A 21,515-nucleotide genomic window follows, 5' to 3' on the forward strand; every position below is an offset into this window, starting at 1 on the left:
ATCCATCTTCGCCACGAGACGTCCGTTGAGGGTTTTCGAGGCGAAGAGTTCGTTGCGGTCGGTGTCTTCCGGTGGTGGCTTGTTGCCGCCGTAGGTGTCCTCGAGTTTGGTGATCGCTTCTCGGATGCTGTCGGTGCGTGCGCCGGGTCCGGTTGCTGCGGTGATCATCGCGGTGCGGGCGATATCGCGACCCTCTTGCGGGAGGTTCTTCGGGGGTGTTTCGGCGAAGGTGAGAATCAGGGCGGCGTGGTCGACGGACATGACGCCGGTGTTGACGGCGTCGGCGATGTCGGGGAAGTTCTTCAACCCGCGGGCAAGGGCAACGATCTTGGTGGCTTTGCTGGGGGTGAGCAGGGTGGTGGAGGTGAGCCACCCTGCGGGTCCGGGGAAGCCGAGCTTCTCCCGGGAGACGCGGGTGTCGATGTCGGCGACGAGGGCGATCCGCCGGGCCTCCAACAGTTGGATCTTGTGGGAGACATCAGCAGCGTCGGCGAGCAGTTCTGCTTCGCTCAGTTGCCAGATCTCCGTTGTCATGGAGATAAGTGTATCGAACGGGTGTTCGATACGCAATGATAGTGCAATCGAAAACTATTGCCGTGCAGAAAGATTCGAGAATCGAACCTGTCGGTGGTCCGTGGTAGGGCCTACGGCACGCGTTTCCAGATGGCAATCGCTGCAGCAATTCCGATCGCCAGTAGCGCGGCCACTATCCCGACTTTCCACAAGAGGTCGACGAGCAGGTGGTGCATCAACTCCTCCCCGGTGGACATCGGCCTCATCACGAACGGTCGCCGTCGTGGTTGATCAGCCGCGCGGCCGCCTTTGCGGTACGGGCGGTTCGTGATTGGCGACCAACGCGTCGCGCGTACAGGTCCGTCGTGCGCACGGCCACCGGCCCGATGCGGCGTTTCGTCTCACTCCATCTGCCGCGTCGTTTCAGTCGCACTGCAATGGCGAAAAGTATGACGGCGACGATGGTCACGACAGCGGCGATGACCGCGAATCGAATGAGCAGAAATGTCAGAACGGTTTCCATGGATGACCCTTCTTTAGAAGCATGACCGTGCTAAATAACAAAGTAGCACGACACTGCTATAAAAGAGCAATGCCAAGAGTTGTGGATCCCGCCGAGAGGCGTCAGAAGATCTTCGAAGCCGTATTCGACGTTGTCGTCCGATCGGGAATCGAGCAGGTCACCCTACGGGCGGTCGCCGACGCCGCGGGCTTGGCCATCGGATCTGTGCGCCACTACTTTCCGTCACGCGACGAGCTGATCGGTGCTGCCTCGAACGAGATAATCGATCGAGTTTCGGCGCGGATCGAGTCACATCGAGAGCGGTTGAGTGATAGTGCCGATCGTCTTGCGGTGGTTGAGGACATGCTGTGCGAGTTGCTACCGCTGACCGAGCACACGACCAGGGAGGTCACTGTCTGGCTAGAGATCGTCACGTCCGGACGCACCGATTCGGTTCTGGCTGCCGCGGCCGGACGGCTCTTCGAGGGGTCGTCGTCATTGGCGCGACTGGTTGTCGTGCGAGCCAGGTTGGGAGCGGAGCCGGAGTCGGATCTCGAAACCGAGAGGTTGGCCGCCATGATCGACGGACTGGCACTCAGAGCCACGCTGCATCCCGATCAGTTGTCATCGGCTGTAGCCCGAAAGGTGGTGCGTCGACACCTGACACAGTTGCGCGAGATGTAGAGCAGACCTCTACTGCTGGCGTGTCTTTCGCAACCACCACAGTCCTGCGATGGGCAGCACCACCGGGATGAAGAGGTAACCGGATCCGAAGTGCGACCACACCGTCGGCTCCGGGAAGTCCTGGGGCTGGATGTAGCTGAGGGTGCCGATGCCGAGGACTCCGACGAGTTCGATGATGCAGGAGACCGTCACCACTCGTCGCGATGCCTCGGTTGCTCGTGCCAGGCCGACCGTCGCGATGATGTAGACCACGGCTGCAAATGCCGACAGCAGGTACGCGACCGGGGCGTTGTCGAATCGGGTGGTGAGTTGCACGATCGATCGCGATGTCGCGGCAACGGCGAACACGGCGTAGACGGCGATGAGGAAGCGTCCGAATCCGGTGCGCGTGGCTTGCTGAAGTTTGTCAGGCATATCCGGCCCAAATCTGGCTCAGTCGCAACACCATGGCTGCGAGGGTGAGGACGGCTACGAGGAGCACCGCGGTGCCGCCGCGGGAACGGTCGCCCAGGGACCACCACGTTCCGAGTGGGAGCAGGAACAGCAGTCCGACGAGGTACGACCCGAACGTGAGCCGGTGAATGTCGCGATCGGAGGCGAACATCATCACGAACCCGATCACGGCCTGCAGTGCAACGACGCCTTCGGTAGCCGCGATCGTCCAGAACAGCGCGCGGTCGGCCTTGTTCTTCAACAGAACGGGCCTGTTGGTGGCGAGCTTCACGAGCACCCAGATCCCCACTACCAGGGACAACACGTACAACAAGCCGGTGACGGCGCCGATCATCGAGTTCCTCGTCATGCTGCGGTGGGTGGATGGACTTCCCTTCACAGTAACCGCGTAACACCACGTCAACACTGTGAGGCCCTTGAAACACGACGTTGTTCCGAGCGTGACCAATCGGAAATCGACGAGGCCTGTACTTGTTCCATGGCCGCAGAGGATCTGCCCTCTCGTCGGACATGACGGTTTTCTCGGGTGGACATCGGTGTCCACCGCATCCAGCCCGCTCTGCGAACCTCAGGAGACGCACGTGTCAGATCTCGACCAGTCCATCGCCGAGAACATCAAGAAGTCCCTCGAGGAGATTCCGCATCCCTCACTTCCAAAGGGCAGCAACATCTACGGGTCCACCAAGATCTTCCCCGACTACAAGGCGGAGAACGGCGAAAGCTACTTCACGCTGGTGCACGGCATCGCCCACGAGTCGTCGGTATCGTTCGTCGCGGTGCTACAGGCCACCCGCGCTCTGCGGAAGGGCTTCGAGTCGGCGATGTACTTCTATGGGCCAGGCGCTATCAATTGCCTTGCCACGCGCGGCTTCCCGACGACGGGAGACTCGGGCTTCCCGGGTGAGCAGAACATCAACGACTCCCTCGCGACGTTCATCGCCGAGGGTGGCACCGTGTTCTGCTGCCGCTTCGGGCTGGCCCTGCACGGGGGTCGCGAAGAAGACCTCATCGAGGGTGTCATCCCGGCCCACCCCCTGGACGTGCAGGACGCATTGATCCATTACGCGCGCAAGGGTGCCATCATCAATTCGACCTACATGGTCTAGGGGACGGTTATGTCCATCTCTACACGTGTGGATCTGGCGTTGCTCGGGATTCGAGGAGCAACGCCGGTGTCCAGAACTGCCGGTGCCGGCCCGAGTGACGATGGACATGTCCGCATCGATGGTCTCGGCGCAGCAATCCCGCGCAACCCGCTCAGTCCGTACGTACTCGAAGAAGGGCGAGTTCTGTTCGACGGCAACGACATCGGCCTCGATGTTCAGGCCGTCGATCGCCCGAAGTTCTACGACCTCTCCACCGCCGACGGCGTCGCCTACGAGAAGATCGCCAAGCTGCACGGCACCAGTGTTCTGGCCACGACCGTGGTCCAGACGTGCATTCGCTACGACGCCGATCAACGGTGCCGCTTCTGTTCCATCGAAGCGTCTCTGGACGCGGGCGACACCATCGCTGTCAAGACGCCCGCGCAACTTGCGGAGGTGGCGGAGGCCGCTGTCCGGCTGGACGGGGTGACGCAGATGGTCATGACGACGGGCACTTCGGCCGCGAAGGATCGCGGTGCCCGTCATCTGGCCCGGTGCGTACGTGCCATCAAGGCCGTGGTCCCGGAACTGCCGATCCAGGTGCAGTGCGAACCTCCGGGTGACCTGCAGGCCATCCAGGACCTGTACGACGCCGGAGCCGAGTCCATCGGAATTCACGTCGAATCGCTCGACGACGACGTGCGCCGCCGATGGATGCCGGGCAAGGCATCGGTCTCGATGGACGAGTACCGCGCGGCATGGAAAGAAGCGGTCCGGGTTTTCGGGCGCAACCAGGTTTCGACGTACATACTGGTCGGTCTCGGCGAGGATCCCGACGAATTGGTCTCGGGTGCAGCGGAACTGATCGAGATGGGTGTGTATCCCTTCGTCGTTCCGTTTCGGCCGCTCGCAGGCACGTTGGCGGTGGATGTCGACCGGGCGACGGCTCCCGCTGCCGACGTCCTCGAAAGCGTCACTCGACGCGTCGCCAAGGAACTTCAGGCAGCGGCGATGCTCGGGTCCGATCAGAAAGCAGGCTGCGCGGCCTGCGGTGCGTGCAGCGTTCTGCAGAACGCGGGAGGGTGATATGTACGGCGTCGTGGAGGGTAACGATCTCGCCGGATTATCCGGCGCTGCAATCGCTGTCGTGCAACCGGAGTTCATCGTCCAGCCGTGCAGCGGCACAGCAGAACTGAACGCGTATCGGGCACTGCGCAGAGAGACGTTTGTCGCCGAACAGGGCTTGTTCGCCGGCACCGATCACGACGACGTCGACGACGATCCTCGCTGCGTCGTTCTCGTGGCCACCGATCGAGACGGCACCGTGCTCGGTGGGGTGCGCCTGGCACCCTGCACGGCAACGGATCTGGGGTGGTGGGCCGGCAGTCGCCTGGTGGTCACCACCTCTGCGCGCACTTCCGGTGTGGGCCCAGCGCTGGTTCGTGCGGCCTGTGCTCATGCCGAAAGTCGTGGCGTTTTGCGCTTCGACGCGACGGTGCAGAAGCGCAACGAGACACTGTTCACCCGTCTCGGCTGGATCAGGCGTGGAGACGTCGAGGTGGCGAATACTCCACACGTGGCGATGTATTGGCCGATCGACAGGATCGAACGGCTGGTGTCGTCGACCAAGGCGATGCTCGCCGGCGTCCTCGCGCCGCTGAAGGCGCAGCCACTCGGGCTCGGTGCCAAAGAATTTCGAGGTGACGACGGGGTCCCGGTTCCGGGGAGCGACATGATCGCCGCCTGCGATGCGATCATTCCCTCGATGGTCGACCGCGACCCGGAGTGGGCCGGCTGGTGCGCGGCCCTGGTCAACCTCAACGACCTCTCGGCGATGGGTGCCTACGCAGTCGGCATGCTCGACTCCGTCGGTGCACCCACGCAATCTCGACTGACCCGCATCATCCGCGGCCTCGCCAATGCGTCTGCGGCCTGGCAGGTTCCGGTACTCGGTGGCCACACCCAGGCCGGGGTGCCGTCGTCGCTGTCGGTCACTGCGCTGGGCCGCACGACGAACCCGGTACGGGCCGGCGGGGGAAGCGTCGGCGATCGATTGACGCTGACGGCGGACGTCGAGGGTGGCTGGCGTCGTGGATATCAGGGCCAGCAATGGGATTCGACGTCTCGGCGCAACTCGGCCGAACTGACGACCATGGCGTCGTTCGTCGCCCGTACCGCGCCCAAGGCCGCCAAGGACGTCTCGATGGCCGGCCTGGCGGGCACTACCGGGATGCTGGCCGAGGCAAGCGGAACCGGTGCCGTATTGGACATCTCCTCGATTCCGAAGCCCGACTCGGCGTCGATGGGCGAATGGATCACGTGTTTTCCCGGGTTCGCGATGATCACCGCGGACCGTCCCGGTGCACCGACTGCACCGTCCGGACCTGCACTGTCCGCAGAATGCGGAGAGCTCACCGACATTCCGGGCGTCGCCTTGCGATGGCCCGACGGAATCACCACGCGCGCGGTCACTTCGACGGTGACCGGATTGGGAGAAGCATGAACGACATCACGATCTCCGTGGCCGCAGCCGAGTTCGGCCGCGACATGGAACAGGGTTACGCCACCATCGCCGCCCTGCTCGAGGAATCGCGTAATCGCGGTAGCCAACTGCTGGTGCTACCGGAAGCGTGCCTGGGTGGGTACCTGCCCAGCCTCGGTGGCGGTGACGAGACCGAAGAATCGAGACAGCGTCGACTGAAGGCACTACCGCCGGCTCTGGAACTCGACGGCCCCGAGATCAGGCGGGTCATCGACATGGCGGGCGATACCGTCGTCACGTTCGGATTCTGTGAGAAGGACGGCGATACCCGCTACAACGCCGCGGTGACGGTCGACGGCAGCGGCATCCTCGGTTCGTATCGCAAGGTGCACCAGCCACTCGGCGAAAACCTCTGCTACGCAGCGGGAGAGAGCTACTCCGCCTTCGACACTCCGGTCGGCCGGATGGGCATGCAGATCTGTTACGACAAGGGGTTTCCCGAGGCTGCACGTGAACTCGCGCTCGACGGTGCCGAGATCGTCGCGTCCATCTCCGCATGGCCGACGGCACGTACCGCGACGACCCCGAACATGGAAGAAGATCGGTGGAAGCAACGCTTCGACATCTATGACCGCGCTCGTGCACTGGAGAATCAGATCATCTGGGTCGCAGCGAATCAGGCCGGCACGTTCGGGTCTCTGAGGTTCGTCTGCAGCGCCAAGATCGTCGGGCCCGGCGGTGAGATCCTCGCGGGCACAGGCGTCGAGCCGGGTTTGGCCACAGCCACCGTCGATGTCGAGGCGCTCATCGGCGCGGCACGTGGCGGTGGCATGTACAACCTGCGCGACCGACGGCCCTCGGTCTATCGCACCATCACCAAGGAGACCGTTCATGCCTGAGATGTCGTTCGTGGTGCGGTGGCCCGACGGACGCGAACAGTCCTGCTACTCGCCCTCTTTGGTGATGCACGACTATCTGAGCCCGGGCCAGGAATACCCGGTGGCCGAGTTCGTTCAGCGAACGTCCGAGGCATTGACCGTGGCGAGCGATCGAGTTCTCGCCAAATTCGGGATGCGGTGCACGTCGGCCGCACAGCAGATGGAAGAGATTCACGGTGTCAGCGCGTCGTATCAGGCCGGTGCCGTTCGCGTACTGAGTATGTCGGGAGCTGAATTGCTATGAATCCGAACAGCGTGACAGAGAGCCACAGTGCAGTAGAAAACTACTCGGTGATCGTCATCGGCGGCGGTCAGGCCGGACTGTCCATCAGCTGGCATCTGACGCAGCGAGGCATCGACCACGTCGTCCTCGAACGCGACACCATCGCGCACGAATGGAAGGACTCGCGCTGGGACAACTTCACCCTCGTCACCCCCAACTGGCAGTGTGCGCTCCCCGGATACTCCTACGACGGTGACGATCCCGACGGGTTCATGCAGCGCGACGAGGTCTACGCCTTTGTCCGACGCTACGCCGAGAGCTTCGATGCACCGGTCCGAGAGTATGTTTCGGTGAATCAGGCCTTGCAATCCGCGGCAGGCGGCTTCGACCTACAGACCTCCGCCGGCCCCATGCACGCCGATCAGATCGTCGTTGCCGTCGGCGGCTACCACATCCCGACCATTCCCCGCTTCGCCGAGAAGCTGCCCCGCGACATCGTCCAGATCCACTCGTCCGAATACCGCGGCTCGCACCAGTTCCCGAACGGCGACGTACTGGTCGTCGGCACCGGCCAATCCGGAGCGCAGATCGCCGAGGATCTGCACCTCGACGGCCGCCGGGTTCACCTGGTCGCCGGCACCGCACCTCGCGTCGCACGCTTCTATCGGGGGCGAGACTGTGTCGCCTGGCTGCACGACATGGGCGTCTACGATGTCTCCATCGAAGATCAACCCGGTGGCGTCGGCAAACGCGAGAACACGAACCACTACGTCACCGGCCGTGACGGTGGTCGAGACATCGACCTGCGCGCGTTCGCCACCGAGGGCATGCAGCTGTACGGCCGTCTGCTGGGCGTGGAGGACGGCGTCCTGCAGTTCGCCCCGACCCTCGAAGCGTCCCTCGACGGTGCGGATCGGGTGGCCGAGAGCATCAAGGACAACATCGACGCGTACATCGAGCGCGAGGGCATCAATGCCCCCACCGAGGACCGCTACGTGCCGGTGTGGCGTCCGGAATCCGAGACGACCGAACTCGATCTCGCCACCACCGACATCACCGCGGTCGTCTGGTCGGTCGGCTTCCGCACCGACTACCGCTGGCTGAAGGTCGGGGCGTTCGACGGCGAGGGCCACCCGACGCACAACCGCGGCGTCACATCGGTTCCCGGCCTGTACTTCCTGGGCCTGCCCTGGCAGCACACCTGGGGTTCGGGACGCTTCGCCTCGGTGGCCCGCGACGCCGCATTCCTGGCCGATCAAATCGGCCTCGAGATCAGTGCTGCGCAGTCCCGAAACTCGACGCAGTCCCGAAACCCAGCGCAACCGCAGAGCCAGATGGTCTGATCTCGACGTGGCTCCCATCAAGATCGGTGCATTGGCAGCACATTTCGGTAGAGATGTCGATCGGGCCGTACTGAAGATCACGACGATCATCTCCAGTGCGGCCCGCGAGGGCATCGATCTCTTGGTGCTGCCCGACGCATCCCTCGGGGGTTACATCAACAGCCTGAGCAACCCGGACCCGTCCGAGTTGCCGCCCACTCTCGATCCGGACGGTCCGGAGTTGGCCGCGATCATCGCAGCGGCGGGTGCGATGACGGTGTGCATCGGGTACACCGAGTTGTCGAAGGGGCTGCGGTACAACGCGGCTGCGTGCCTGACGGGCGACGGGATCCTCGGCAGTCACCGTAAGGTGCATCAGCCGCTCGGGGAATCCTTGGCCTACGCCGCCGGAGATCGGTTCGAGGCCTTCGATACACCGGTCGGACGGATGGGCATGCTGATCGACTACGACAAGACGTTCCCGGAGTCGGCCCGCACGCTCGCATTGGACGGCGCGAGAATCATTGCGGCGCTGTCGGCGTGGCCGGCCAGCGTCACCGATCGAGCGTCGTCGCTACCCAACGATCGGCAGTCGCGACTGTTCGATCTGTACGACGCTGCGCGTGCCGCCGAGAACCAGGTGGTGCTCGTCTCGTCCAACCAGACCGGGGTGATGGGATCCCTGCGGTTCCTCGGCCAGGCGAAGATTGTCGGGCCCGGCGGAGACGTGTTGGCCAAGACGTGGTCCAAAGGCGGTTTGGCCGTGCAGAAGATCGACGTCGATGCCGAGGTGGATCGGGCCCGGAGAGGTCTGCATCACCTGGCCGAGCGACGCGTCGACGCCTATCCGAACTTGTTGCAGGAGAAGCCGGATCGATGAAAATCGCGCTGTTGACCTATTCGTCCAAACCGCGCGGAGGCGTGGTGCATACGTTGGCTCTGGCCGAAGCGCTGGCACGCGCCGGCCAGGATGTGTCGGTGTGGTCGCTGGGCCGCGGGGGCGACAGTGAGTTCTTCCGCAAGGTCGACCCGGCTGTCACCGTGCGGATGGTCCCGTTTTCCCACCGCGAGAACGAGAGCGTCGGCGAGCGGATTCTGCGATCGATAGGCGTTCTGCGGCAGGCTTTCACGCCCGACGAGTACGACATCGTCCATGCTCAGGACTGCATCTCGGCCAACGCCGTCGGCCGGTGCATCAGGACCATCCACCATCTCGACGAGTTCACCACTCCCGAGCTCGCGGCATGTCACGAACGAGCGATCACCGCGCCGTACGCGCGAATCTGTGTGTCCACTGCGGTGGCCGACGACGTCCGACGCGGCTGGGGGTTCGATCCGGTCGTCATTCCCAATGGAGTCGATGCCGGAAGGTTCTCGGCAGCAGCCGAATCGGGCCGATCGCACTGGAGCGGGAAGTTCGGCAGGTACGTGCTCGCAGTCGGCGGCATCGAGCCACGCAAGGGCAGTCTCGATCTACTCGACGCCTTCGCCGGGCTGTCCGATCGCCACGTGCAACTGGTGTTCGCCGGCGGCGAGACCCTGTTCGACTACCGTGACTATCGGTCCGAATTCGACCGTCGAGCAGTAGAACTGGGCATCGAGACGGTGATACTCGGAACCGTCGACGACGACGAGCTGCCGCATCTCGTGGCGCAGGCTGCGGTGCTGCCGTTCTTCTCCACCAAGGAAGGCTTCGGCCTGGCGGCGATGGAGGCGCTCGCCGCGTCGACTCCGGTGGTGGCGCGTGATCTGCCGGTACTGCGGGAGGTGTTCGGAGACAGCGTCACCTACGCATCGTCGGTGGAGACCATGACCAGCGAATTGGACCGTGCGTTGCACGAGCCGCAGGATCCGTCACCGGGGCTGGCGCTGGCGCACAGCCTCACCTGGGACGAGGCTGCGCGTCGACACCTGGAGTTCTACTCCTCGCTACGCTGACCGGTTCGCTTGTTGCGTTTGAGCCGGTGAGGCTTGAGCTTGTGGAACCCTTTGACCCGTAGTGAGCGAACCGATTTGAGGTAGAACTCGGAGTCGTGGCGCAGTTCATCCGTCATGACGGTATCGACCAGGATCGTTCCGGGATTGGCCGAACTGGTCAGGCGCGCAGCGATATTGACCACCGACCCGTACAGGTCGCCGTACCGTGCCAGTACCGGGCCCCACGCCAGCCCGACCCGCAGGTCCGGCATGTCCTCCTGCTCGTCGAAGGCGTCCTGGAGGTCGAGGGCGATGTGGGCGGCATCCTCGGGGGTCTGCGCGCTGAACATCACCTCGTCGCCGACGTTCTTGATCACCGAACCGCGCCCTCGCGCAATGATATTGGTGGCCAATGACTCGAACTCCTCGAGTAGCGTCGTCAACTCGCCGATGTCGAGTCGACGCGTCAGGCTCGTGTAGCCGACCATGTCGGCGAACCCGACGGCCATCGTGGGACTGTCGGCGGCGTCGTCGGGAGCGGCGATGGATCGACCGGCCGCTGCTGCCAGGTGGCGTCGCCAGGTGTATCCCTGGAGCGCTTCGAGGGTGGGGACGGTTTCGGCGGCGATGGCACGGGCGTTCCGTCGTATCGCGTCGATGTCGTTCGTGTCTTCTTGGCTGTCGATGATGCGTTCGAGTATGTGAGAGTTCACAACGCCCACTTGCCATTCCGCGAGCCGGGACATCGACTGCCCGAGGGTGCGTGCGATCGCAACCTCCATCTCGGGCTTGATCACCTTCTGCGCGGTCAGTGCGGTGATCAGCTTCAGAGCTTCGAGATCGGCGTCGGTGTAGACGAGCGCGTCGGTATCGGTGTGGACGGGGAAGCCCATGCCGATCCACAGGGCGATGACCCGCTCGAGCGGGATCCCGGACTTCTCGACGATGTCGGCGCGGTTGTACTTGGGCTCGCCGCCCAATAGATTCCGCTCGATCTCCGTCTGTACTACCGAGTTGATCTGATTCTCAGGCATATCCCAACGTTCTGTCGAAATAGGAACGGACGGCGTCCACGTACTCGTCGATCTTGTCGGGATCCCAATCCGTGGTGGGTATGGGCTCGCCGACGGTGACCTTGACCGTACCGGAGTGAACGGTGAAGTCCTTCTTCCACATCACGTCACCGGCGTTGTGAATGACGATCGGAACGATCGGCACGCCGGCCTGCATCGCCAGGTGAAAGCCGCCCTTCTTGAATCGGCCGAGACGGGACGTCGGCATGCGAGTGCCCTCGGGTGCGATGGCTACCGAGATGCCACTGTGCAGCTTCTCGATCGCGGGTCGCATGGCCTCTCGCGCTTGCGCAGGATCGCCGCGGTCGACATAGGCGACGTCGAAGATCCTGCCCAACAATGCGAAGCGCGGGTCGCGTTCGAGTTCCCGCTTGGCAACGGCGGTGATGTCGCGTCGCAGGATGGAAGTGACGATGATCGAGTCGGCGGTGCTCTGATGGTTGAACATGAAGACGGCGGGCCGGGCTGACCACGCATTTTCGGTTCCGGTGACGTCGAGCTTGACTCCGGCGAGGGTCAGCGCGATGTCCGGGGCGATGGTGCTGGTGATATTGGCACCGGTGCGGCGACTGCGGGTAAGCAATCCCAGGCCGAGCCCGATCGACGCACTCGCGAGCACCGATCCGAGCGCCGCCGTGCTGCGTACGGCCGACGTGATATCCGTGCCACGCTTCGGGCTGTCCAGCGTCAGGGCCGGCCAGTTCTTCTTGGCGGCATAGCGCGCGAGATCAGGATCGGGGTTGAGGGCGATGGGACGGCCCACGGCTTCGAGCAGTGGCACGTCCTCGCCACCGTTCGAGTATGCGAAACAGCCTGCCAGAGCGATGCCTTCACGTTCGGCGTAGTCGATTGCCGCCTGTGCTTTGCGGGGTCCCCAGAGCGAATCGCCGACGAGCTCACCGGTGAGAATCCCGTCGGTGACCACCGGAGTCGTGCACAGCAACTCCTCGAACATCATGTCCTGCTGCACCGGCAGTGCCTGGTACGGCGTGGCCGAGGTAGCCATCACCAGGCGATGCCCGGCGTGCCGGTGAGCCTCGACGAGGGCCCGGGCCTGCGGGTAGATCATCGGCGCGATCTCGTTGCGGAAGAGGGTGTATGCCTGTTCCATCAGGTCCTCTTCGCGACGGCCTTCGAGGCCGCGGACGGCCTTGCCCATCAGATTGTCGACGGGGGAGTTGCGCATCCGCATCTCGACGACGGCACTGGAGATCTCCCACAGTTCCTTGACCGTGACGTCGAGGGTCTTGAGGCGTTCGAGAAACACTGCGCGAGCAGAGAATCCGTTGATGAGGGTGCCGTCGAGATCGAAGAAGGCGATGGTGTCTCGGCCGGGTGGGGCGGCGGCGATCGCTATCAGTCGATCGTCGAAGTCGGTCATGGATTGTTCTCCTCGGGGGCAGAGATCGGTTCCACCTCACGGAGCATTCGGTGCGCCATATCCCGGATGGTACGTACCTTGCGGGCCCATTCGTCGATCTCCAGCGCGAAGTCCCTGCGGCGGCGGGCGATGCCGTCCGAGCTGGAATCGATCAGGTCGCGGTTCTCGGCCAGTTGCAGTGCAGTGTCGAACAGTTCGCCCGAGATGGACTCACTGTGATCGAGCTGCTGGCGGAGCCGCCTGGCCTGGGCAGCGCCGAGGCATTCCGAGATGAACTTCGGTTTGTCGAATTCTCCGCTCTGCGGCAGCAGCATCAGCTGGTCGGCCACTACCTGGTAGGCCTCGAAGATCGGCTGCAGTACGCGGTGCGCCAGGTGCAGATCCTGCGATTCAAGCTGTCGCGCAGCATAATCGGGGTCGCTGATGCTGGTGCGCCATTCCGGGTCGATGAGATCGACCTCGGATTCGAGACGCTCCCCGAAATCCTTCTTGTCGCCGAAGAAGAACTCGAACTTGAGTAGATCTCGCAATTGCAGGGCCGACGTCCACAACGATTCCTGAGTCAACGGCGTCGAGTCACCCTCGGTCGGTAGCACCACCAGCTCGCCGATGGCGCGCATCACGAAGAAGTGAATGGCGTTGTTGCGGAAGAATGCCGCCACCAGATGCTTGTCCTGCGCTAGGTAGAACAGTGGTTCGGGGCCGTCGTCGAAACGCTTGACGACGTTGGCGTTGACCTGTGCGATGACGGCCGAGCGGACGACGTCGACGTCGGCGATGTCCACCCCGCCCGCAGTGGGTAGGTTTCTGCGCTTGATGTAGCCGGCCAACGGCGAGATGATGGCCCACATCTCGTTGACGTTGAGTGCGCGATCCTCGATACCCAACAGCGCCATCGTGACCAGTGCTGCCGGGGTCACCGGCGTCGCATCGTTGATCGCATGGGAGACACCGAGCGCGATCTTCTGCACCGCGACGCGCTTGTCGGTGTTCTCGGCGACGATCGCCGCCACCGACATCGGCTCTCCGAAGTTCAGATAGACGTTGCCGCGCAACGTGCCCTGAGCGCGGATGTACCCGATGGCCATGCGAATGCCTTCGGCTTGCTTCTTCGCCCCGTGCGATTCTTCGGCCATCGCGCCGACCTCGTGCAGTCGGTCGTAGGTGATGGACGTCGGAATCAGATAGACGTCCTCCGCGTCGCTCGCCTCTAGGGCGTCGACGAGGTAGGTCAGCAGACCGAACCGCGGCGGGCGGAGCTTTCCGGTGCGGCTGCGTCCGCCCTCGATGTACCACTCGAGGTTGAACCGCTTGCTGAGCAGAAAACTCATGTACTGACGCAGCGTCCATTTGTAGATCGCGTCCGAGAATTTGCGCTGAATGAGCACCACGCCACTGCGTTTGGCTATCGGGCCCAACGGCCAGAAGCCGACATTGATGCCGCCCATGACGTGATTGAGCGGCAGTCCCTCGGCGAGAAGCGCGGGACGCAGCACGAGTGGGTCGAGGTAGGAACGGTGATTGGGCAGGAACACCAACGGATAGTTCTTGTTGAGTTCGCGAACCTTCTGCAGCTGATCGCGATCGACGTCGACCTTGTACGCCCGCGAGAAGTACGCGCCGAGGGTGCCCCACATCTCGACGGCGCGCCTGGTCTCGGTCGCCACCATCTCGCCGAGGATGTCCTGAACCCTCTTGTCGACGGTGTCGCGATCCTGGCCGACGTGGTCTGCGAGCTCGGTGATGCCGTCCCTGAACTTCTTCTGCTCCGTCATGTCCTCGACGACGAAGCGCGGAATCTTGTACTCCGAGCCGATGACTCCGCGTTCGGCCTTGTCCAGTGCGAGACTCGCCTGCCGCAGGATGAACGACGACAACGACGTGCCGCCGCCGCGCTCGAACCGATCCTGCAGATCGCTCAGGGTTGCGGGTTCACCGACCAACACTGCGGAGTGATCGGGATCGTCGTTGGCCACCCACCGCTGCCACACCCGTGTCGGCTTCGAGCGGCCTCTCGGGGCGAAGATGCGGTGCAGAATGCCGGTGCTTCGATCGGTCAACGTGACCCGCAGCGGAATGAGCAGCGGATCGTCGGCGTACCCGCGGACGGTGTCCGACAGTGATGTCCTGGCCTCACCGGACAGAACGACCGACGGGGGCCGACGTTCTCCGTCCGGGGTGGTGGCGTCGATCCACTGATTCAGGGCCTGAACCTCGAGAGTGCTTCTGGCATCGAGCAAGTACACGTGCGGACCGTCGCTGAGCGATTGCTGGTCCGCGTCGAGGTGGTACATCGAAGCTCCTGTTCCGTACCTGCGCAAGAAGGTACGCCGTCAGGCTACGCGGGAGAATCCCGGCGCGAGGGCGGTTCGGCGAGGTGGTCGACGGCACTCGACGGGCGCTCGAACGGCCTGTCCGTTAGAGTCGTGTCATCGGCCTTCTCTGGCCAAGCCTCTCAAGTGTTAATCGCAGTAACTGTTACTTGCGGTTACAGTTACTCGGGGTTACACATACTTGGGATCGACGTCATCCTCGCGACCGATACTCGATGTCGTGCTGCCTGCGCACGTGAATCTGTGCGACAGTATTCGCAAACACTTTCGAGAAAGGCCGGTAGTCGATGCCACCCCGTGGGCGCGCCGTGAACGATTCGCTGACTCCCGAGAACCTGACGACGCTGGCAGCAGCGCTCGCCGGGGGGCGTCGCGCCACCGTGTATCTCCGCGAGCCGAATCCGAGCCTCGGCCTGCCCGACGGTACGTCGGCCAAGGTGGTGTCCATCGACGGCAACACCGTCACCATCAGCCCGAAGGGCGTCAACGACGAACTGCCCTACGAGGCCGAGGAACTGCGCATCACCCGCAACCCGGCGACCCCACCCGCGCCTGCCAAGCGCATCCCCGCGAAGAAGACGGCATCGACTGCGCCGGTATCGAAGCCGGTCGCTGCCTCCGAGCCGGTCGCTGTCTCGAGCTCGAGCCCTTCTTCTACATCGGTCACGGCTTCGACATCGAGCGCTGCTCCGAAGGCGGTACCGGCGACCGACGTGGCCGCCAAGCCCGCCGGTGCGGGGTCTGCGTCGACCGGCTCGGCCCCACGTCGTCCGAAGAAGGCGCCGGGCGGAGTGAGCGTGACCATTCATGCCGGTGCCGACAACGATTGGTCGGTCACCGTCACGCAGGGCGCGAAGAGGCCGACCAAGGCGCAGCCGGTGAGTCCGGAAGCGGTCGGTCGGGCCGTTCGTGAACTGGGCGATGTCACTGCACGTGATGCCGTCGAGGCTGTCATCTCCCATGCACGTGAAGAGGCGGCACGCCGCGTGGCCGAACTCAGTCGTCAACTCGACGAAGCTCGGACGACTCTTGCGGCCCTCGAGCAGGACGTATGAGCGACTAGCTCGTGTTACGACACGTTCTGTTGCTAGGGTTCTGCCGACACCGCTGAGAGGGAGTACATGTTCAAGAAATTCATGCTCGTCGTCGTGGGGGCGGCTGCAATCGTAGCCAGCGTCGGCGTGGGGACCGCATCCGCGGCCGCTCCTGCAGCTCTCGGCGGTGGGTCCGGAATCATCGTCGGAGGCCAGGCGGAGTGCACGCTGACGACGATCGGCAACGACCGCAACGGAAATCTCGTGGGCTTCACCGCCGGTCACTGTGGCCAAGCGGGTGCCTCCATCGTCCCGGAGTACGACACCTCCCTCGGTGAGGTGGGCCGTATCGCATTCTCCAACCCGGAGTACGACTACGCCCTCATCGAATTTCAGCGTGACAAGGTTGCCCCGATCAGCCGCGTGGGCAACGTGACCATCTCTCAGGTCGGCCCGCCGACGGCGTTCCCGAACATCGTCTGCAAGGAAGGCCGCACGACCGGCAACACCTGCGGCCTCGCGTACGGAGACGTTCTGCAGTCGCAGGAGACCTGGGCGCAGCTGTGCGTCGTCGAGGGTGACTCGGGTAGCCCGGTCGTCGTCGGCAACACGCTCGTCGGCATGGTGAACGCGTACCTCGGCGTCGCGTGCTTCGGCCCCGAGGTCGGCACCAACTTCGATGCGATCCTTCGCAACGTCGATCAGGGCAACGGACTCGGCGCAGGATTCGTCCCCGCTCCCTGACCCGCACTCGTAGACCGATGTCCCGTCGGCGCAATCACATTGCGCAGGCGGGGCATTCGTCGTTTCAGGGGTGGGCTCCGGCTGGCGCGTCCGCGGCACGGACACCGATCACGATGCGTTCGGCTTCGTCCGGTGCGATTCCGAGCAGGACCAGACTCGACGTGGTGGCCGCACCTGTGGGGTCGGTGAGCAGCCCGGCATTGGTGGCCTCGAGGATCGACAGCGCGATGGCTTCGATGTTGAGGATCAGCACCTCGGCCGGCAGATAGGTGGAGAACACACCCTCGCGCTGTCCACGTCGAATGACAGCCGCAGCCGACTCCCGCATCGGTCCCAGTAGGTCGTGAAGACCGTTGTGTCCCAGGTCGGTACGCGCAACCGCAAGTAGGAGCCGGTACTGATCTCCGACGCGTGCCAGTGCCAGCGACTGTCGCACGAATACGGTGACGGCGGATTCGTCGACAGCCGGATCACGTTCGAGCGCGGCCGAGATGCGTTCTGCGGCTTCGAGTGCGATGCCGTCGATCAGGGCTTCGCGAGAGGCGAAGTGCGAGTACACCGTTCGTCGGACCACGCCGGCCGCGGACGCGACGTCGTTGATGGTTGCGTCCGGGTTGTTCGCCAGTACCCCCTGCGCGACATCGAGAATTCGCGCTCTGTTCGAGCGGGCGTCACTTCGCTGCACGGGCGATCGGTCTGTCCGTGCGCTCGGTCTCGACTCCGTCGTCTTCGGCACACGTCCACTTCTAGCACGATCGCGCCGACGCAGTGTGGTTGCCGCCACAAAAGATTGCCGATCCTAGCGCGAATTTCTTAAGCTGCACAGCACTGTGCAAGGTGTGTCGCACTTTGCCAACGGGGGGAACACATGACACTGCTTGCGATGACACCTGTCCAAGAAATGCACAAACCCTATGCCCGACGATGGTCGGCCTTGGTGGTGTTGTGCCTGAGCCTGCTGATCGTGGTCATGGCGAACACGTCCCTGCTCGTCGCAGCGCCGTCGATGACGATGGATCTGGGCTTGACCAGCAGTGATCTTCAATGGGTGATCGACGGATACACCGTCCCGTACGCGTCGTTGATGCTGTTGTGCGGAGTGATCGGCGACCGGTACAGCCGACGCGGCGCGCTGATCATCGGACTGATCATCTTCGTGGCGGGGTCGGTGGCGGGGGCGCTGACCGATGCCACGCTCGGCGTGATCCTGGCTCGAATCGTCATGGGTGTCGCGGCTGCGATCGTCATGCCAGCGACGTTGTCTCTGCTGGTGGCCACGTTCCCCAAGCGTGAGCGGGCCACAGCCGTCACCGTGTGGGCGGCCACGTCCGGCCTCGCCATCGCCGCCGGGCCGTTGCTGGCCGGGTGGCTTCTCGAGAGCTTCACGTGGAGTTCGACATTTCTGATCAACGTCCCGATTGCGCTGGCCGCCATAGCCGGAGCCGTCGTACTCGTCCCGCCGTCGCGAGCCGTCGATGCCGGTGCGATCGATTGGATCGGCGGGTTGCTGTCGGTTCTGGCCGTCTCGACCATCGTCTACTCCATCATCGAGGGCATGCACTTCGGCTGGACCGTCGGGCCGCTGTACTTCGGCCTCGTCGGACTGCTGTCGGTTCTGGGTTTCGTGGGCTGGGAACTACGACACCCCAATCCATTGCTGGACGTGCGGATGTTCTCCTCGCGTGTCCTCGGGGGTGCCACCCTTGCGGTGCTGGTGTTCTTCCTGGTGACGTTCGGGGCGATCTACCTCGTGGCGCAGTACCTGCAGTTCGCTCTCGGGTACGGCCCGGTGTCCACCGGCGTGCATCTGCTGCCGCTGGCCGGTGCAGTGTTCGTCGGTTCCGGAATCACGATGTGGCTGACCCCCAAGATGGGGCCGCGTGTCACCGTCACCGCAGGCATGATCGTGGGCACGCTGTCGGTCGTCTCCCTCGTCGGAATCGATTCGACGGCAACGTATGTCGATTTCCTGCCCGTACTGACACTGCTCGGACTCGCCATCGGACTGTCCGTCTCGCCCTGCACCGATGCCATCATGGGTGAGTTCCCGGACGACAAGCTCGGTGTCGGCGGCGGCCTGAACGACACTGCACTCGAACTGGGCGGGTCTCTCGGCATCGCTGTATTGGGTTCGGTTCTGGCGGCGTCGTATCGACAGGGAATCGAGGGGTTTCTGCAGACCTTCCCCGGTAAGCAACCCAACGGCCAGTACACCGGTCAGGCCGCAGAAGGCCTTGCGGCATCCCAGGATTCGCTGGCCGGTGCGGTCATCGTCTCGGACATCATTCGCGAGCAGAATGCATTTCTGAGCGGCTTCGCCGACAATCTCGAAGCGAATGCCATCTCTGCCTTCGGCAGCGCCGTTGTGCACACCAGTGTCGTTGCGGCCGTGGTGTTCGGAACCGGAACCGTGATCGTGGCGTTCCTCATCCCGGCCAAGAACAAGGCGCTCGCGTCGTCGTCGGACATGATCGCGTTCGAGCCGATCGTGCCCTTCGTTGCGCCGCCGGCCACGCGCGCCGCGGCTGTCCGTGAGGTCGCCGAGCTCGAGCAGCTACTCGAACGGCCGTCGGCAGCCAAGCCCGAGCCGAGTACGCCGCGTGTACCGCGAACAGCGAAGCCGCACAACGCTGCCGCGCCGGCACTGGTCGACGCCGAACTCGAACGCCCCAGCATCTATCAGTTGGCGCTCGAACTCGGCGAACTGCCCGTCGTACCCACACCGCCGGATGTGGAGCCGACCGAACCCCTGCAGACGTTCTACCAACGAGCCAGCCGACAACACGCGACGTGCACCGAGATGAACGAACGCTCGAGCCCTATCTGGGCCATGCCGCTGTAGACCTCCCGAACGCGTGAATGGACCACTGCACTGCCGCCGGGTTGGGATCAATGCGCCTTTGTTGCAGTCCAACTGACTGAAACCCACATTGATCCCAACCGGGGGGGCTAGGGCTAGGGCGGGTGGCTAGATCAGCACCGCACCGTTCGATGCCGAACCGACCAACTTCGAGTACTTGGCCAGCACTCCGCGGGTGTAGCGCGGAGGAAGCGGTGCCCAACCCTCCTGGCGTGCTTGCATTTCGGCTGCGTCGACGAGAACGTCGAGGGTGCCCTTGCCGACGTCGAGTCGGATCTGGTCGCCGTCGCGGACGAAGGCGATGGGTCCGCCGTCGACTGCCTCGGGTGCCACGTGTCCGACGCAGAGGCCGGTGGTTCCGCCGGAGAATCGGCCGTCGGTGAGCAGCAGGACGTCCTTGCCCAGGCCCGCGCCCTTGATGGCTCCGGTGATCGCGAGCATTTCGCGCATTCCGGGTCCGCCCTTGGGTCCCTCGTAGCGGATGACGACGACGTCGCCTGCCGCGATGGTGCCGTCTTCGAGAGCATCCATGGCCGCGCGTTCGCGCTCGAAAACTCGTGCGGTACCGACGAATACGTCGGAATCGAAACCGGCGGACTTGACGACGGCTCCGCCCGGGGCGAGTGATCCTTCGAGAATGGTGATACCGCCGGTCGGGTGGATCGGCTTGTCCAGTGCGCGCAGCACTTTGCCGTCGGGGTCCGGGGGAGCGATGTGTGCGAGGTTCTCCGCCACGGTCTTTCCGGTGACGGTCATGCAGTCGCCGTGCATGAGGCCCGCGTCGAGCAGCGCCTTCATGACCACGGGGACACCGCCGATGGCGTCGACGTCGGTCATGACGTGCTTGCCGAAGGGCTTGACGTCGGCGAGGTGCGGAACTTTCGCTCCGACGCGGGTGAAGTCGGCGAGGGTCAGTTCGACCTGAGCTTCGTGCGCGATGGCCAACAGGTGCAGCACGGCGTTGGTGGATCCGCCGAAAGCCATGACGACGGCGATCGCGTTCTCGAAGGCTTCCTTGGTGAGGATGTCGCTGGTGCGGATGCCGCGTCGCAGCAATTCGACGACGGCCTCGCCGCTGGCGTGTGCGAAGCCGTCCCGACGACGATCCGGTGCCGGTGGAGAAGCGCTGCCGGGCAACGACATTCCCATGGCCTCGGCAGCGCTGGCCATGGTGTTCGCGGTGTACATGCCGCCGCAGGCACCTTCGCCGGGGCAGATGGCGCGTTCGATGGTGTCGACGTCGGCGCGCGACATCAGTCCACGCGAGCAGGCACCGACGGCCTCGAAGGCGTCGATGATCGTCACCTGGTGCTCGCTGCCGTCGGACAGGGTGGCGAAACCGGGCAGGGTGGATCCGGCGTAGAGGAAGACGCTGGCGAGGTCGAGACGCGCGGCAGCCATCAACATTCCGGGCAGCGACTTGTCGCAGCCGGCGAGCAGCACGGAGCCGTCGAGACGTTCGGCGCTGATGACGGTTTCGACGCTGTCGGCGATGACCTCACGCGAGACCAACGAGAAGTGCATGCCCTCGTGGCCCATCGAGATGCCGTCGGACACCGAGATGGTGCCGAATTCCAACGGATACCCGCCGGCCGCGTGGACGCCCTTCTTGACTTCCTTCGCCAGTCGTTCGAGCGAGAGGTTGCAGGGAGTGATCTCGTTCCACGACGACGCGACGCCGATCTGGGACTTGACCCAGTCGTCGTCGCCCATCCCGACGGCGCGGAGCATGCCGCGGGCGGCAGTCTTCTCCAGCCCGTCGGTGACGTCCCGGCTACGTGGCTTGACGTCGACTTCGGGTGGATTGTGCGGGGTCGTCATGACACTCCTGAACGGTCGGCGATGGTGGCTCCTCGGTCGCGTCCTCAGGTTCCGCCCCGAGTCGCATTCACCGTCAACACTAAACCTGTGGTGCTGCGCTCTTTCGGCATGCACCGGAATGCCCTCCATCGAGTGACGAACGGCCCTGTC

General features: G+C 64.1%; 22 protein-coding genes. 12 read left to right on the forward strand and 10 right to left on the reverse strand.

Annotated elements, in window-relative coordinates:
• From CH262_RS13490 to CH262_RS13495, 3 genes are all read right to left on the reverse strand, one after another.
• On the reverse strand, positions 1 to 534 hold a 534-nt coding region (locus CH262_RS13490; protein ID WP_143547110.1), incomplete at its 3' end, for a DUF222 domain-containing protein.
• A 110-nt stretch (positions 535 to 644) separates the two neighbouring features.
• Complete coding sequence (locus tag CH262_RS28135) at positions 645 to 770, reverse strand: NAD-glutamate dehydrogenase (protein ID WP_143547111.1); 126 nt, start codon at positions 768 to 770, stop codon at positions 645 to 647.
• Positions 771 to 778: 8 nt separating this feature from the next.
• A complete protein-coding gene (locus tag CH262_RS13495; RefSeq protein ID WP_094717801.1) occupies positions 779 to 1,036 on the reverse strand; it encodes a hypothetical protein in 258 nt (85 codons plus the stop codon).
• Between the two features lie 69 nt (positions 1,037 to 1,105).
• Between CH262_RS13495 and CH262_RS13500 the strand changes: the two genes are divergently transcribed.
• Positions 1,106 to 1,699, forward strand: coding sequence for a TetR/AcrR family transcriptional regulator (locus CH262_RS13500; protein WP_179274993.1), 594 nt, complete (start codon positions 1,106 to 1,108; stop codon positions 1,697 to 1,699).
• A gap of 9 nt (positions 1,700 to 1,708) precedes the next feature.
• Here CH262_RS13500 and CH262_RS13505 read toward each other — a convergent pair whose 3' ends face one another.
• On the reverse strand, positions 1,709 to 2,113 hold the full coding sequence (locus CH262_RS13505) for a hypothetical protein (protein WP_094717803.1): 405 nt from the start codon (positions 2,111 to 2,113) through the stop codon (positions 1,709 to 1,711).
• Positions 2,106 to 2,501, reverse strand: coding sequence for a hypothetical protein (locus CH262_RS13510; RefSeq protein WP_230074147.1), 396 nt, complete (start codon positions 2,499 to 2,501; stop codon positions 2,106 to 2,108). The genes CH262_RS13505 and CH262_RS13510 overlap by 8 nt, the downstream gene beginning before the upstream one ends.
• Positions 2,502 to 2,733: 232 nt before the next feature.
• Between CH262_RS13510 and CH262_RS13515 the strand changes: the two genes are divergently transcribed.
• The 8 genes from CH262_RS13515 to CH262_RS13550 are packed head-to-tail and all read left to right on the forward strand — an operon-like array spanning position 2,734 to position 10,140.
• Positions 2,734 to 3,258, forward strand: a complete 525-nt coding sequence (locus tag CH262_RS13515) for an MSMEG_0572/Sll0783 family nitrogen starvation response protein (protein WP_027495238.1) — start codon at positions 2,734 to 2,736, stop codon at positions 3,256 to 3,258.
• 9 nt (positions 3,259 to 3,267) lie between these two features.
• Complete coding sequence (locus CH262_RS13520; protein WP_032372542.1) at positions 3,268 to 4,323, forward strand: MSMEG_0568 family radical SAM protein; 1,056 nt, start codon at positions 3,268 to 3,270, stop codon at positions 4,321 to 4,323.
• Position 4,324: 1 nt separating this feature from the next.
• Positions 4,325 to 5,740 (forward strand): MSMEG_0567/sll0787 family protein, encoded by a 1,416-nt coding sequence (locus CH262_RS13525; protein WP_094717804.1) that lies wholly within the window; start codon positions 4,325 to 4,327, stop codon positions 5,738 to 5,740.
• A complete protein-coding gene (locus CH262_RS13530; protein WP_027495241.1) occupies positions 5,737 to 6,618 on the forward strand; it encodes a carbon-nitrogen hydrolase family protein in 882 nt (293 codons plus the stop codon). Before CH262_RS13525 ends, CH262_RS13530 begins: the two co-directional genes overlap by 4 nt.
• The gene (locus tag CH262_RS13535; protein ID WP_027495242.1) at positions 6,611 to 6,901 is read left to right on the forward strand and encodes an MSMEG_0570 family nitrogen starvation response protein; all 291 of its coding nucleotides are present in this window, start codon (positions 6,611 to 6,613) and stop codon (positions 6,899 to 6,901) included. The genes CH262_RS13530 and CH262_RS13535 overlap by 8 nt, the downstream gene beginning before the upstream one ends.
• Positions 6,898 to 8,223 (forward strand): MSMEG_0569 family flavin-dependent oxidoreductase, encoded by a 1,326-nt coding sequence (locus CH262_RS13540; protein ID WP_094717805.1) that lies wholly within the window; start codon positions 6,898 to 6,900, stop codon positions 8,221 to 8,223. The genes CH262_RS13535 and CH262_RS13540 overlap by 4 nt, the downstream gene beginning before the upstream one ends.
• A gap of 7 nt (positions 8,224 to 8,230) precedes the next feature.
• Entirely contained in the window at positions 8,231 to 9,082 is an 852-nt protein-coding gene (locus tag CH262_RS13545; RefSeq protein ID WP_094717806.1) for a carbon-nitrogen hydrolase family protein, read from the forward strand.
• Positions 9,079 to 10,140, forward strand: coding sequence for an MSMEG_0565 family glycosyltransferase (locus CH262_RS13550; RefSeq protein ID WP_094717807.1), 1,062 nt, complete (start codon positions 9,079 to 9,081; stop codon positions 10,138 to 10,140). Before CH262_RS13545 ends, CH262_RS13550 begins: the two co-directional genes overlap by 4 nt.
• Here CH262_RS13550 and CH262_RS13555 read toward each other — a convergent pair.
• The 3 genes from CH262_RS13555 to CH262_RS13565 are packed head-to-tail and all read right to left on the reverse strand — an operon-like array spanning position 10,122 to position 14,867.
• Positions 10,122 to 11,153 carry an adenylate/guanylate cyclase domain-containing protein gene (locus CH262_RS13555; protein WP_027495245.1) on the reverse strand — a complete coding sequence of 344 codons (1,032 nt, stop codon included), beginning with the start codon at positions 11,151 to 11,153 and terminating at the stop codon, positions 10,122 to 10,124. The genes CH262_RS13550 and CH262_RS13555 overlap by 19 nt on opposite strands.
• Positions 11,146 to 12,573, reverse strand: a complete 1,428-nt coding sequence (locus tag CH262_RS13560) for an HAD-IB family hydrolase (protein WP_032372538.1) — start codon at positions 12,571 to 12,573, stop codon at positions 11,146 to 11,148. The genes CH262_RS13555 and CH262_RS13560 overlap by 8 nt, the downstream gene beginning before the upstream one ends.
• Entirely contained in the window at positions 12,570 to 14,867 is a 2,298-nt protein-coding gene (locus CH262_RS13565) for a glycerol-3-phosphate 1-O-acyltransferase (protein ID WP_094717808.1), read from the reverse strand. The genes CH262_RS13560 and CH262_RS13565 overlap by 4 nt, the downstream gene beginning before the upstream one ends.
• A 326-nt stretch (positions 14,868 to 15,193) precedes the next feature.
• Here CH262_RS13565 and CH262_RS13570 point away from each other — a divergent pair, with 326 nt between their 5' ends.
• Together CH262_RS13570 and CH262_RS13575 are read left to right on the forward strand one after the other, a co-directional pair.
• Positions 15,194 to 15,961, forward strand: a complete 768-nt coding sequence (locus CH262_RS13570) for a DUF6319 family protein (RefSeq protein ID WP_094717809.1) — start codon at positions 15,194 to 15,196, stop codon at positions 15,959 to 15,961.
• Between the two features lie 66 nt (positions 15,962 to 16,027).
• Positions 16,028 to 16,684 (forward strand): hypothetical protein, encoded by a 657-nt coding sequence (locus CH262_RS13575; RefSeq protein ID WP_027495249.1) that lies wholly within the window; start codon positions 16,028 to 16,030, stop codon positions 16,682 to 16,684.
• Positions 16,685 to 16,748: 64 nt separating this feature from the next.
• On the opposite strand, the gene CH262_RS13580 is transcribed toward CH262_RS13575, so the two are convergent.
• Positions 16,749 to 17,369, reverse strand: coding sequence for a TetR/AcrR family transcriptional regulator (locus CH262_RS13580; protein WP_179274994.1), 621 nt, complete (start codon positions 17,367 to 17,369; stop codon positions 16,749 to 16,751).
• Positions 17,370 to 17,552: 183 nt separating this feature from the next.
• On the opposite strand from CH262_RS13580, the gene CH262_RS13585 reads away from it, so the two are divergent.
• Positions 17,553 to 19,526 carry an MFS transporter gene (locus CH262_RS13585; protein ID WP_094717811.1) on the forward strand — a complete coding sequence of 658 codons (1,974 nt, stop codon included), beginning with the start codon at positions 17,553 to 17,555 and terminating at the stop codon, positions 19,524 to 19,526.
• Between the two features lie 126 nt (positions 19,527 to 19,652).
• Here the strand turns inward: CH262_RS13585 and ilvD are convergent, their stop codons facing one another.
• The gene (gene ilvD / locus CH262_RS13590) at positions 19,653 to 21,365 is read right to left on the reverse strand and encodes a dihydroxy-acid dehydratase (RefSeq protein ID WP_027495252.1); all 1,713 of its coding nucleotides are present in this window, start codon (positions 21,363 to 21,365) and stop codon (positions 19,653 to 19,655) included.
• Positions 21,366 to 21,515: the final 150 nt, after the last annotated feature.

This window comes from Rhodococcus sp. 05-2255-1e (genome assembly GCF_002259025.1).
GTDB lineage: Bacteria > Actinomycetota > Actinomycetes > Mycobacteriales > Mycobacteriaceae > Rhodococcoides > Rhodococcoides fascians.